General features: G+C 34.2%; 12 protein-coding genes. 6 read left to right on the top strand and 6 right to left on the bottom strand.

Translation table 11 applies throughout. From position 1 onward, the window contains the following. Positions 1 to 67: 67 nt before the first annotated feature. The 3 genes from bioA to AB3G34_RS13590 all read right to left on the bottom strand — a co-directional run bounded on the left by bioA (position 68) and on the right by AB3G34_RS13590 (position 3,326). Positions 68 to 1,339 (bottom strand): adenosylmethionine--8-amino-7-oxononanoate transaminase, encoded by a 1,272-nt coding sequence (gene bioA, locus AB3G34_RS13580; RefSeq protein WP_369752743.1) that lies wholly within the window; start codon positions 1,337 to 1,339, stop codon positions 68 to 70. Positions 1,340 to 1,421: 82 nt separating this feature from the next. Continuing rightward, on the bottom strand, positions 1,422 to 2,039 hold the full coding sequence (gene bioD / locus AB3G34_RS13585) for a dethiobiotin synthase (protein ID WP_369752744.1): 618 nt from the start codon (positions 2,037 to 2,039) through the stop codon (positions 1,422 to 1,424). Positions 2,040 to 2,189: 150 nt separating this feature from the next. Beyond that, a complete protein-coding gene (locus AB3G34_RS13590; protein ID WP_369754106.1) occupies positions 2,190 to 3,326 on the bottom strand; it encodes an aminotransferase class I/II-fold pyridoxal phosphate-dependent enzyme in 1,137 nt (378 codons plus the stop codon). Positions 3,327 to 3,512: 186 nt separating this feature from the next. On the opposite strand from AB3G34_RS13590, the gene AB3G34_RS13595 reads away from it, so the two are divergent. From AB3G34_RS13595 to AB3G34_RS13620, 6 genes are all read left to right on the top strand, one after another. After that, positions 3,513 to 4,052 carry a hypothetical protein gene (locus AB3G34_RS13595; protein WP_369752745.1) on the top strand — a complete coding sequence of 180 codons (540 nt, stop codon included), beginning with the start codon at positions 3,513 to 3,515 and terminating at the stop codon, positions 4,050 to 4,052. A gap of 309 nt (positions 4,053 to 4,361) precedes the next feature. After that, on the top strand, positions 4,362 to 5,489 hold the full coding sequence (locus AB3G34_RS13600; RefSeq protein WP_369752746.1) for a hypothetical protein: 1,128 nt from the start codon (positions 4,362 to 4,364) through the stop codon (positions 5,487 to 5,489). 209 nt (positions 5,490 to 5,698) lie between these two features. Continuing rightward, positions 5,699 to 6,100 carry a DoxX family membrane protein gene (locus AB3G34_RS13605; RefSeq protein WP_369752747.1) on the top strand — a complete coding sequence of 134 codons (402 nt, stop codon included), beginning with the start codon at positions 5,699 to 5,701 and terminating at the stop codon, positions 6,098 to 6,100. A gap of 33 nt (positions 6,101 to 6,133) precedes the next feature. Further along, positions 6,134 to 7,057: a hypothetical protein gene (locus tag AB3G34_RS13610; protein WP_369752748.1), complete on the top strand. Its 924-nt coding sequence runs from the start codon at positions 6,134 to 6,136 to the stop codon at positions 7,055 to 7,057. Beyond that, positions 7,047 to 8,603, top strand: a complete 1,557-nt coding sequence (locus AB3G34_RS13615; protein WP_369752749.1) for a phosphatase PAP2 family protein — start codon at positions 7,047 to 7,049, stop codon at positions 8,601 to 8,603. Before AB3G34_RS13610 ends, AB3G34_RS13615 begins: the two co-directional genes overlap by 11 nt. Before the next feature lie 47 nt (positions 8,604 to 8,650). After that, positions 8,651 to 9,769 (top strand): permease, encoded by a 1,119-nt coding sequence (locus AB3G34_RS13620; RefSeq protein WP_367772540.1) that lies wholly within the window; start codon positions 8,651 to 8,653, stop codon positions 9,767 to 9,769. A gap of 292 nt (positions 9,770 to 10,061) precedes the next feature. Here the strand turns inward: AB3G34_RS13620 and AB3G34_RS13625 are convergent, their stop codons facing one another. From AB3G34_RS13625 to AB3G34_RS13635, 3 genes are all read right to left on the bottom strand, one after another. Continuing rightward, positions 10,062 to 10,343, bottom strand: a complete 282-nt coding sequence (locus tag AB3G34_RS13625; protein WP_367755886.1) for a F0F1 ATP synthase subunit epsilon — start codon at positions 10,341 to 10,343, stop codon at positions 10,062 to 10,064. Between the two features lie 74 nt (positions 10,344 to 10,417). Then, positions 10,418 to 11,929, bottom strand: coding sequence for a F0F1 ATP synthase subunit beta (gene atpD / locus AB3G34_RS13630; RefSeq protein WP_367755888.1), 1,512 nt, complete (start codon positions 11,927 to 11,929; stop codon positions 10,418 to 10,420). 257 nt (positions 11,930 to 12,186) lie between these two features. Then, positions 12,187 to 13,728 carry a G-D-S-L family lipolytic protein gene (locus AB3G34_RS13635; RefSeq protein WP_369752750.1) on the bottom strand — a complete coding sequence of 514 codons (1,542 nt, stop codon included), beginning with the start codon at positions 13,726 to 13,728 and terminating at the stop codon, positions 12,187 to 12,189. Positions 13,729 to 13,747 lie beyond the last annotated feature (19 nt).

Genomic DNA, 13,747 nt, shown 5'->3' on the forward strand with positions numbered 1-13,747 from the left:
CTGAAATAACAACTTTGCGAATCTTTGTGATTCCTTTTGATATTTAGGAAAATTATTTTCTAAAAATTTAAACTATTTCTAGAGCATCTTCGACTACTTGATATATTTTTTGCAATTGGATATTGGAAATAATGTATGGTGGCAAAATGTAAACAATATTCCCTACGGGACGTAAAATCACTCCATTTTCAATAAAAAAATCATAGAGTTTGTTTCGCATACTTCCATAGTAACTTGCTACACCGTCTGTTTTTATCTCTAAAGCAAAAATAGTTCCTAAAACTCGGGTAGTCTCCACTTTTGGATGCTGCTTGATTTTGTTTTGAAAAGCAAGATGACTTGCATTCACTCGAACTAAATTAGCCTGCATTTCGGAAGTAGTTAACAATTCTAAACTAGCCAACGCTGCTGCACAACCTGTAGGGTTTGCGGTAAATGTATGTCCGTGAAATAATGCCTTATTAATATCTTCGTCATAAAAAGCGTCAAAAATAGCTGAAGTAAAAGTGGTAATCGCCATAGGAATTGTACCTCCTGTCAAGGCTTTTGACAAGCACATCATATCTGGATTTTCCTTAAGATAATCCATAGCAAAGTTTTTTCCTGTTTTTCCAAAACCAGTCATCACTTCATCGGCAATAGTCAATACATTATTTTCTTGGCAAATTTTGATTAATTGATCTAATGTTTCTGGTTCGTACATTACCATTCCTGCTGCTCCTTGAACTAAGGGTTCAAAAATAAAGCCAGCACAATTATTATTATTTATTTGAGTTTTTAACGCCTCATAACTTTCTTGCTCTTTCCCTTTTACAGGTACCGGAATCCGAACTACATCAATGAACATCCCTTCAAAGGCCTGAGTATAAAACGAAATTCCGCTTGCTGCCATGGCTGCAAAAGTATCGCCGTGAAAAGCATTTTCGAAAGCAATAATGGTAGTTCGCTTTTCTCCTTTGTTGAAAAAAAACTGTAATGCCACTTTTATGGCTACTTCGACAGCAGTAGAACCATTATCCGAGAAAAATATTTTTTGCTGATTATCTGGTAAAATTTCGATTAACCTTTCCCCAAGAACAATTGCGGGCTCATGCGTAAAACCACCAAATAGGACATGCTCTAATGTTGTGAGTTGTTTGTAAATAGCATCAGCAATGAATTTATTACTGTGCCCATAAGGATTTACCCACCAAGAAGCGATGGCATCTATATATTCTTTGTCATTTTCGTCCCAAAGCAAAGCACCTTCTCCTTTTTTTATAGCGATAGGAAGTGCAGCCGTTTTGTGTTGCGTATAAGGGTGCCAAAGATGCTGGCGGTCTCTTTCTGTTAAGTTCATTTTGCAAAGATAAAAGAAGTGTTAGACAAGAAGCAAGAAAACCATTGAAATCAGGTTTGTTTATGCCAACTTGCCCTTGCACTTACAATTTTAGTAAATTTTCTCTAAATTGATCAGCATATTCTCGGATTACATTTTGATCAAAATAAGGTTCTTGCTCAATTCTTCCAATACATTTCACTCCTGTCTTATGGAGAATAATAGATTCTGTCGCTTTGTTTTCTTCGCCACTAAAGATAATTCCAGCAATAGCAATTTTACGATTTTTCAAAGCTTCGATTGTCAATAACGTATGATTAATACTTCCTAAATAATGTCTAGACACTACAATTACTTTGTAATCAGGTTGAATTAAATCAATGATACAGTCATCATTATTTATGGGTACAAAAAGCCCTCCAGCTCCTTCAATAACCAAGTGATTTGAAGTTTCAGGTGCTGTAATTTTAGTTAAGTCAATGGTAATTCCATCAATTTCAGCCGCAAGATGCGGACTTGCTGGCGTATTTAATTGATAACTATTGGGATGAATTACCGTTTTACAATTTCTAATAAAAGACTGTATTTTATGACTGTCTGAATTTTCTAGATCACCCGCTTGGATGGGTTTCCAATAATCCGCTTCTAGCGCTTCGGTTATGATGGATGATGCAATTGTTTTTCCTACATCGGTTCCAATTCCTGTAATAAATAGTTTCATATAAATTAGGCCACTGATAATAATGATTAAACGAATTTTTTGGTTTCATAAAGATACACGGAGAAAAAAGAAGGTACACAAAGAATTAGTGTGTTAATTTTTTTCCAATTATCCTCCGTTTTTAATTTTAAAACTTTGTGTAAAACTGAGCTAAAACACAAAGGTACCCAACAAACTTAATACTTCTGATATTTCTTCTTTAGAATTAAAACTATGCAAACAAAAACGGAGTCGCTCCTGCCCTTCTGGAACTGTAGGTGACAAAATTGCTTTTATATTAAAACCCTTTTCTTGAAATTGTTTAGCAATTGACTTTACTTTTTCATTTCCTGGAATAATAGCTGATTGTATAGCTGATTTAGAATGTACAAAAAGAGGTTTTAAGCCTAATAAAATCTTTTGTTGATTAAATTGAATTATATTTTCACGGAGATTATTGATGTTTTCTTGATTATTTTCCAAAAATTGATAGGCCATTAAAATAGTAGCGACGGAGTGAGGAGAAAGTCCTGTCGTGTAAATAAAACTTCTAGCAAAATTGACCAAATAGTCTTTTAATTCTGGAGATCCTAAAACTGCAGCTCCATGACAACCCAATCCTTTTCCAAAGGTCATAATTCGGGCAAAAACGGCATCTTGTAAATGAAGCATTTGAACTAATCCTTCCCCTTTTTCACCAAAAACTCCTAAAGCATGCGCCTCATCAACAATCAAAAGACAATCGTACTTATTTGAAATTTGTACTAATTCTTCCAGATTTGGCGCATCTCCATCCATAGAAAAAACACTCTCGGTAACAATATAAATGGTAGTATTTGGATTTCGAAGAATTAATCTTTCTAAATCTTCAAAATCATTATGATCAAATTTATACGCTTTAGCATGAGATAATTGTATACCATCCCGAATGGAGGCATGGCATAATTCATCATAAAGTATTAAATCTCCCTTTTGCGGAAGCGAACTAAAAAAGCCCACATTGGCATCATAGCCCGAATTAAAGATTAAAGCCGATTCGGATTTATGGAATTGAGCAATATAATCCTCGGCTTGTTGATATACTTTATGATTTCCTGATAACAATCTAGAACCAGTTGCTCCATTATGAATTTCATTGTTATCAATTAAAAATTGATGGGTTTTATGGAAAATAGTATCTGATTGAGATAATCCAAGATAATCATTGGATGCAAAATCTATTAATCCTTTGCTAATTGGCAATTGCCTCAATGCATTATTTTGCAAACGGCTTTCCAGTTTATCAGATAATTTTTTTGGAAGTTGAATCATAAGCAACAAAAATAAACAACTTTTTAGGATTATAAATTGCGAGTTTAATTTATAACCAATTTCTTTCATGAATTAACAAACATAAAGTCGTTTTAACTGTTATTTAGCATTAAAATTACATTATGTGAAATAAAAATAAAAAAAATATTCAAATGTAAAATAGTTTTTATATTTTCGAAGCCTATGAAACGAATTGCATCCTTATTCTTATTAGTATCATTGTTTTACAATGTACTGGGATACTATTTAATGTTTGCTTATCAAGACGAGCAAGCATGGGTTTCTGCTATAGAAAAAACGCCCGATTCGGAGTTTCAAGTTATAGAACTAAACGCAACTTTATATTCATTTATTGAAGACACTGATTTTGAATATGTAAATGAGAATGTTGTAATTGAGAATAAAAGTTACCATATTTTCAAAAAAAGGATTCAAAATAACATCCTTAGTTTGTACTATTTAAGAAATTCCTATGGAGATGTCATTGGAAAAGATTTAAAAGACATAGTCAACAATCAATTATTTGATAGTAGTCCTTCTAAAAATTCTCCAATAAAAAAACTATTAAAGACGTTTCTTCAAGATTATATCCCTAACACAACTGTATGTGTTCATTTTTCTCCAAACTCAGATCAAGACTCAAAGAAACTTTCTGGGTATCTTAATCTGGATTTAAACTCGGGCTACTTGTCCACACTGTATACGCCCCCTAAATTAGTTTAATTTTTTCTGCATTTTTAGCAGCATCATTACATGCTGTTAGAGAACTTGTATAACTTATAATTGGGATAGTATCCTATTGTAATTATACTGGTTACTACATTCTATTAGTCTTAGCAATTTGCAAACCTAGTTCATGGTTTATCAACTTTTCAATGCTTTTTGTTGTCCAAATTAGGTCAACAATAAAAAGGCATTCGAAGGGAGTCTCATTTGTTATAGCAACATAGCTTGTATTTCAAAAAAACTTTTGGTTAATGCTTGTTTTTCACCATTAACTAAAAGCAAACTAACCTATTAAAACCTAAAACGATGAAAAAATCATCTTCATTATACAGTGTCTTTATTATTATTTTATTTATTTCTAATTTATTTCTTACTCAAAAAACCAATGCTCAAGGTTGCGTTGCCATTAAAGGAAACGCTACAAGTTGCATGATGGTTCATCCTGACAGTACTAATGTTGCTCAATGGCAATTTACAACTAGTGGCCGTTATTTTAAGTCTTTTAGACATTTCTCAGGAACGACTGAAAACAAAGACCGATTAATTCAAGGAACGGAAGTCATCAATTATTCCTCCATCGTTAATCTTTCATTGACTCGAATAATCGACAATCGCTGGTCAGCAATGGTAGACATCCCAATTTTAAATAATGTTCGTTCTTCATTATATGAACATGGACTTGTGAATGGGGTCTATGTTAAAAAAGAAAGAAATACGACTAGCTCATTTGGAATAGGTGACATTCGATTTGCAGTATACAGATGGTTATTAGACCCTAATAAAAATAAAAAAATAAATGTTCAACTAGGACTAGGACTTAAACTAGCAACTGGAGATTATAATTACAAAGACTATTGGCATAATGTAGGTCCTAATGGCACCAATGAGTTGCGTCCTGTTGACCAATCAATTCAACTAGGAGATGGAGGTACTGGAATTACATTAGAATTAAATACTTTCTATAATTTCACAGACAATTTTGGCATGTATGGTAACTTCTATTACTTGAGCAATCCTAGAGAACAAAACGGAACAAGAACCTATAGAGAAACTTTATCTCCAAGATTAGCAAATGAAGCTATCTCAAGTGTACCTGATCAATACATGGCGAGAGCGGGCTTTAACTATTTATTTAACCACATCCATGGATTAACATTAGCAGCTGGTGCAAGAGTAGAAGGAATCCCAGTGTATGATATTATAGGTGGCAGCGGTGATTTTCGCCGACCAGGATATATTTGGTCAGTAGAGCCATCGGTAAACTACGAGTATAAAAAAGTGATTTTATTTGCATCGGTTCCATTTGCAGTAGCTAGAAACCGTACACAAAGTGTAACAGATAAAGAAAATTCAGCTACAACTGGCACTCATGTTCAAGGAGATGCAGCATTTGCTGATTATACAATCAATATAGGACTATCAACGAGATTTTAACGAAAAGCGACGGACTATTAATTTGTCTACTATACTATTTTAGTAAAATTAATAGTCCGTTTTTAATTTTTTTTCAATTAATACAATTGCCCAATTACCACTTCATTTATTATTACTAAAATGAAGACAAAACCGAAACTTTACAATTTCAAAAAAAAAATACTATGGAAGCTACTTTCAACTCTTTATATTTTTCATTTAGCACAAAAATGGAAAAACACAGCATTACCTTAATGCGCATTGCTCTTGCTATTGTTTACATTTGGTTTGGTGCTTTGAAAATTTTCGGAATGAGCCCCGCAGGAGAACTAGTAGAAGAAACTGTATATTGGTTTAGACCCGAAATATTTGTCCCCATTTTAGGAATTTGCGAAGTACTGATTGGCCTTGGTTTACTTGTGAAACGCTTCATCCCTTATACCATTATATTACTATTACTACACATGTGTGCTACGTTATTTCCAGTTTTTATATTACAAAAAGTTTGTTTTGATGCTTTTCCATACTGCCCTACTTTAGTGGGTCAATACATCATCAAAAATGTAGTCTTAATTGCAGGAGCACTAGTAATTGCAGGAAATTCGAACAAAACAATATTAAACAAGAAATAAAAATAGAGTAATCACCAATTCTTACACTAAACAATGAAAAAAACCATATTATGCTGTTTCCTCTTAACGGCATTTTTAACGAACGCCCAAACAGATACCGATGCGATTATGATGGGGAAACAAAATTTTTGTGTTGGATCAATTTACCAATACAGTAGTTGGAAACAATATTGGGAAGGAAGTATTAAAAGAGACAACCTAAACATGGGAACCGTTTCAACAAAATCAATTTCAATGATGGGAAACTATGGTATTTCTGATAATTTAAACGTATTATTTAGTTTGCCATATGTACAAACAAATGCTTCTGCCGGAACCATGAGTGGGCAAAAGGGAATTCAAGATTTATCCCTAACCTTAAAGTATATGCCTATAGAAAAAAATATAGGTAATGGTATTTTTTCCTTATATGTAATTGGTGGATTTTCGACACCCGTTTCTAACTATACTCCAGATTATTTGCCGTTAAGTATTGGTTTACATACTAAAACAGGGCAAATTAGACTAATGGGAGATTATCAGATAGGGAAATTATTCACAACCATTTCAGGGACGTATATTAAAAGAGGGAATGCTACACTTGATCGAAATACTTATTTAACGGATGAAATTCATTATACAAATAAAGTCGATATGCCAGATGCCATAGCAGTCAATTTTAGATTTGGTTATCGTTCTAGCAGATTAATTGCTGAAGCCGTGCTTGATAATTGGGTGACACAATCTGGAGGATTTGATATTACAAAAAACAATATGCCATTTATAAGTAATACTATGAACACTTTAAAATACGGATTTAATTCTAAATATACTTTTAAAAACCTCCCTGAATTGTCAATCGTTAGCGGATGCAACTTTGTAGTTAGCGGAAGAAATGTGGGGCAATCAAACACTGTCTATGGTGGATTGTTTTATATTTTAAATTTAAAAAAAACACAGAAAGAAGATGAAAAATAGAAACATTAAAATAATTCGAAACTCTCTTTTTGTCTTATTACTTGCAATAACCTATTCGTGTAGTAATGATATCACCGAAAGTAATGAACAATATGCCACTTTGAATCCAAAAAGCAATGATGAATTGGCGGGTAATTGGAAAACTATATTATTAACAGCTCCTGATGAATTCCAGCTAGATGCTCCAATTGCAGCAAATACGCCCGCTTTTAATCGAGAAATAAATGAAATAAAAAGCTATCAAGAAAACATAACTGAAGATCAAAAAAGAATAATAAAATACTGGAGCATTGGTGGTGTATTGCGTTGGAATGAAATCATGCGTACACTTGTGGCTCGCCATAATCGTCCACCTTATCAAAATGAAGACGGAACTTATCCTGTCCCATCTGGAGCAAATCCTTTTGCAAACCCACAGTTTCCATTCTCAAGTCCTCCTTATGCTGCAAGGTCATATGCGTATGTAAGTGCGGCACAATATGATGCCCTTATTGCAACTTGGTACTACAAAAAACTGTATAACAGAGCAGCACCATTCGCAGTAGATACAAATTTGCAAGTATTAATTCCAAAAAGTACTTTGCCATCTTATCCTTCAGAGGACGCAGTTTTGGCTGGAGTTACTGTAGAATTACTAAAATTATTGTTCCCTACGGAAATCGCTTATATTGATGGAAAAGCAGAGGAAGAAAAACTATATCGCATTATTTCTGGAGCAAATGTTCGCAGTGATATAGATGCAGGAATCAGTTTAGGTAGAAAAATTGCAGGCAAATTTATATCTAAAGCAACATCTGATGGTACTGGCGCAGCGATTGGAACACCTGAAATTTGGAAATCACTAGAAAACCAAGCCGTGGCAAAAGGAGAAATACCATGGAAGTCATTGGAATTTCCTGCTAGACCTCCTATGTTGCCCTTATTTGGTAAAGTCAAATCCTTCTTTATGACTCCAGAAATGGTGGTTGCTAACCGACCAATAGCCCCTCCATCAACACAATCTCCTCAGTTTGCTAAAGAGCTAGCTGAAATTAAAGACTTTAGTAAGAATCCAACAAGAAAAAATATGGCAATCGTTTCATTTTGGGCAGACGGCGTAGGCACTTACACCCCACCTGGTCACTGGAATGCTATTGCAACAGAAGCATTTGTACAAGAAAACTATAGTGAAGTACGATGGGCGAGAAACATGGCCTTATTAAATATCGCCATGATGGATGCCGCAATTTCTTGCTGGGATGCAAAATATACGTATTTCAACCCTAGGCCATCACAAGTAGATCCTTCGATAAAAACAACTACCGGAACACCCAATTTCCCAGCTTATGTTTCTGGTCATTCCACTTTTAGTGCTGCCGCATCAACATTGCTTTCTTATTTAATTCCTTCAAAAGAGCTACAATTTAAAGCAATGGCATTGGAAGCCTCAAATTCAAGAATGTATGGCTGTATTCACTATAGAAGTGATTGCGAAAAAGGATTAGAGTTAGGACAAAAAGTTGGAAATATCGCCATTGCTAGGGCAAAAAGTGATGGAGCTGAATAACTAAAGAATTCCAAATAGAAAAACATACTAAAATAATTTGATAGAAAATGACAACTACTACCTCATACACAAACAAAGAAAACATCCTGAAACTACTATTATTAGTTAGTTTTCTTGCGCTATTTTTAAGCGCAAGCCGTTTTCAAGCTGAATTTAAAAAAGTAATCTGCATCGAAGGGAAATGCGATAAACCACACGAACATGGTCAATTAGGGTATCATGAACGATTTCATATCGATACAAATGATAATTTTGCAGTTGCAACTATAAAAGGGGTTGCCAATTTCTGGGAAGCAAATGCTACTGGAATGACCTTCGCAATTATTATAGGCGGTGCCGCCCTATCATTACTATTGTCTTGGAAAAAATTTGAAGAATTAATACAGTTAAAAGGAATAAAAGGAGCCGCTATAGGAAGTGTTTTTGGAATGCCTTTAAATATGTGTGCCAACTGTTCTGCTGTTACCAGTGTTAGCGTTACTTCTCAAAAGGGAAGCACTGAAGCAACACTAGGAATTATCCTCGGAGGTGCATTACTTAACATCATTGGGATCGTAACTATGTTTGGAATCTTTAATCCAGCTATTGTTATTTCAAGAATTATTTTTAGCATAATAATGATATTATTCGTTATTCCTCAAATATCAAAATTAATAACTAAAAAAGAAGCTATTCCCGTAAAAAGTGAAGTATTCGAAAAGATATCTTGTTATTTTCCAGAAAAATCAATATTTCAAACTTTAATAAAAGCCACCGAAGATTGGTTAATAGCCGTAGGTACTATCGCATACAAATTAATTCCTTTAATGATTGTTGGTACACTATTCACAGCTCTTTTTAGAGCCTTTTTCCCAAATGAAGTACTACATACTATCTTGGCTTACAATCCAATTGTAATCTTGATAATTGTTTCTTTTATTGGAACTATGCTTTCAGTTCCTGTATTATTCGAAATTTTATTAGGAACTATATTATTGCAACTTGGCTTTACAAATGGTGTAATTGCGGCTATGCTATTTACCGCTCCTTCTTATGGCCTTTTCACAGTAGTATTAACAAAAGAAAAATTAGGGGGCTATAAAATTCCAGCACTATTAATAGCAATTACTTTTATTTTTGGAATTGGAACAGGATTATTAGCGGATTACTTAACTCAATTATTTTAAATCATGAAAAAACCTATCATCGGAATCATATTGTTTCTATTGCAAATTAGCTTGGCCTTATTTTACAACAACACATTTGATCTAAAATTCATTTTTGGGCTTGCGATTATATCAACCTTATATCTTTTATATAAGCTTATAAAAAATAAACAAAACGCAATATAACATTTGTAATTACACCGTTTATAAACGAAAAAAATCAAGATCAAAAATAGAGTTGAAAAAACAATTTACTGCATAAAAAAACGCCTAACAAATAGCTAGGCGTTTTTTATATAAATTTAAGATTGCACTAATCAACTAATACAATTACTTTATTATCTTTCATTTCAATAGTTCCAGAAGAAATAGCCAACGTATAATTCTGATCGTTTACTTTCGAGAATAAACCTGCTGTTTCTTTATTAAACTTAAAATCCGGTGCTGTAATGTTTACAGTTCCTTTTTGAAGCAACGAAACTATTGGAGCGTGATTATTTAAAATTTGAAAACTTCCATCAACACCAGGTACAGATATTGAAGTTATTTCTCCTTTGAACAATGATGCTTCTGGTGATACTATTTCTAAAATCATTTTTTATTTATTTTAAATTTTAAATTTTAGATTTTAAATTAATTTATAATTCAAAATTCAACATTCAAAATAGATTATGCTTCTGCCAACATTTTTTCTCCTGCTTCAATAGCTTCTTCAATAGTACCTTTAAGGTTAAAAGCTGATTCTGGTAAGTGATCTAATTCACCGTCAATAATCATATTAAATCCTTTGATAGTATCTTTGATATCAACTAACACACCTTTCAATCCTGTAAATTGCTCAGCAACGTGGAAAGGTTGAGATAAGAAACGTTGCACACGACGTGCTCTAGAAACGGCTAATTTATCTTCTTCAGATAATTCTTCCATACCTAGAATCGCAATAATATCTTGTAGTTGTTTGTATTTTTGAAGAATCTCTTTTACTCTTTGTGCACAATCGTAGTGCTCATTTCCTAAAATTTGAGGAGTTAAGATACGAGAAGTAGAATCCAATGGATCTACCGCTGGATAAATACCTAACTCAGCAATTTTACGAGACAATACTGTTGTTGCATCAAGGTGAGCAAACGTTGTTGCTGGTGCTGGATCCGTTAAATCATCTGCAGGTACGTAAACCGCTTGTACAGATGTAATAGATCCTTTGTTTGTAGATGTGATACGCTCTTGCATCGCTCCCATTTCTGTAGCTAATGTTGGTTGGTATCCTACCGCAGATGGCATACGACCTAAAAGTGCCGATACCTCAGATCCCGCTTGTGTAAAACGGAAGATATTATCCACGAAGAACAATACATCTTTTCCTTGGTCAGTTCCAGCTCCGTCACGGAAATATTCCGCAATAGATAATCCAGAAAGTGCTACACGAGCACGAGCTCCTGGTGGCTCATTCATTTGTCCGAAAACGAAAGTAGCTTTAGACTCTCTCATTCCTGGTAAATCAACTTTAGATAAATCCCATCCTCCATTTTCCATAGAGTGCATGAATTCATCCCCGTATTTTATAATTCCTGACTCTAACATCTCACGAAGTAAGTCATTTCCTTCACGTGTTCTTTCTCCTACTCCTGCGAATACTGAAAGTCCACCGTGACCTTTTGCTATATTGTTAATCAACTCTTGGATCAATACTGTTTTACCAACACCTGCACCACCAAACAATCCAATTTTACCCCCTTTTGAGTAAGGCTCAATTAAATCGATTACTTTAATACCTGTGAATAAAACTTCTGATGAAGTTGATAAATCCTCGAATCTTGGAGCTTGACGGTGAATTGACATTCCGTTTACACCCGTTTTTGGCAATTCAGGTAAACCATCAATTGCATCACCAATTACATTGAACAAACGTCCGTAAACATCTGCACCAATTGGCATTTGAATTGGATTTCCTGTCCCAACTACTTCATAACCTCTACTCAAACCATCTGTTGAGTCCATCGAAATGGTACGAACTGTGTTTTCACCAATGTGAGATTGTACTTCAAGTACTAATAAAGTACCATCTTTTTTTGTGATTTCTAATGAATCATAAATTTTTGGAAGTTCAACATCTTTACCGTTGAAAACTACATCAACTACTGGACCAATGATTTGCGCAACTTTTCCTATTACTTTTGACATTACTTATGTATTTATTAAATAGCTATTTAGGTTTATGAAATACCACCAACCGAAATTTACCGATTAGATACTTTTTTCAGAGTGCAAAGATAATTTTTTAAAATAAAAAATCAACACCTTTTCGCATAAAAACATTAAAAAATTAATGGATAACTTAAAATCAAGTTTAAAACCCTCAAAATATCCGAATATACTAAAAATAAAAACCACCACGTTTTAAAAACGGGTGGCTCTATTTTTTTAATCTTACTACAAATTTATTGAATTACTTTTGGATAAATTATTGGATAAAGACCTAAATCAATCTTCTTCAAAGTGGCAGAATATTTAACATTTATAGCATCACTAAAAGCATTTGCTATCAATGCATATCCTCTAGGACCAGGATGTACTCCATCAAGAGAAAAAGCCCCACCTGTCACATAAGTTGATGTTAGTGTAAAACTATTACTTACAACACCTCCTGTTGACAACTGAGTCATTATTGTCTTTGTATCTACAAATGCCAAACCTTTTGAATCCGCAATTGCTTTTATCGTTACATTATAAGCATCTGTAGCCGTTTTAATCATCGCAACTTCTGTTGGAATTAATACATCTTTATCTTGTAAAGGATATGTTATCCCAAATTTATTTAAAGGAGCTGGAATTCCAGCTGGAGCAGTACCAATTACAGATTGGGTTGGCAAGACAACTAAATCATTTGCATTTGCTTGACGAGCTTGTCCAAAAACACTTCCATAAAAAGTAGCGGTAGCCACTCCTAATGTAGGTGTGAATGCTGCAGTTAATTGAGCTGATAAGTTCGTTAAAGACTCATCTTTTATCAATAATGGATTTGAAGCCGTCGTAGATAATAAATTTATTCTATCACCTGCACCAAAAGCAGTTAAAGCTGCTTTCAATGGCCCATACAATTGCGCATTAAGTGCCCCAATTGTAGCGTCCCCAACAGCAGTACTTCCACTACCAAGAAGTTTTGAAGTTAAAGGATTATAAGGAACCGTTGTAAAATAAGGTAGCGTTGTAATATAAGGTAAGTTAGCGACAACCCCTTTTGCCCCATTAGCAGTTAGATTAGTAACTAATCCTGAGTATACACTTGCAAAAACATTAGGGTCAGTAATATCATTACTACCATAAGTAGCCGGATTCAAATTTCCCGTTTGATCCACACCAACACCTCCAGAAGTTGCAAATCCCAATACATCATTACCTCCAATCCATAAAGAAAAGAAAGTTGGTGCTTGAACTAAGGCGTCCGCTAAAACAGTAGTTCCAGCTGCAGTTGAAAATCTTGCAAAATAAGGATTTGCTGCACCTATAGCTACACCGGCAACATTTCCGTATCCAGGTGCAACTAAATGGTAACTTTTAGCCCCAGGAACACCTAAATTATTAAAAGGGCCAGTTAAGTGAGTTGTCACTTCAGTTGTTGGAACACCATCAACAGAAACTGGACCAACACCATTAAAATACAAACGAACTCCGGCAATAACATTACCTCCTAGAAGTAATCCACCGATATTATCAGAAGTATAAGGTGTTTTGAATTCCCCCCCACCTGCTTCAACAAACTGTTGTGCTAATAGATTAACATAAGAACCTTCTTGTCCTTTTTTGAAAAGCGCACCATCACTATAGCCCGCAGCAAATGAATCGCCCAATGCCACATATTTTGTAAAACTTGCCGAGCCTGAAGTTGCAGGTACTTCAGCAGGAGTCGTATTTGAATCGTCACTATTACATGCCACAAAGGTCAACGAAACCAATAGTAGCCATTTGAAATTTTTTATCATTGTTTAAGTCTTTTTTTTA

The sequence above is a fragment of the Flavobacterium sp. WC2409 genome (assembly GCF_041200085.1).
GTDB lineage: Bacteria > Bacteroidota > Bacteroidia > Flavobacteriales > Flavobacteriaceae > Flavobacterium.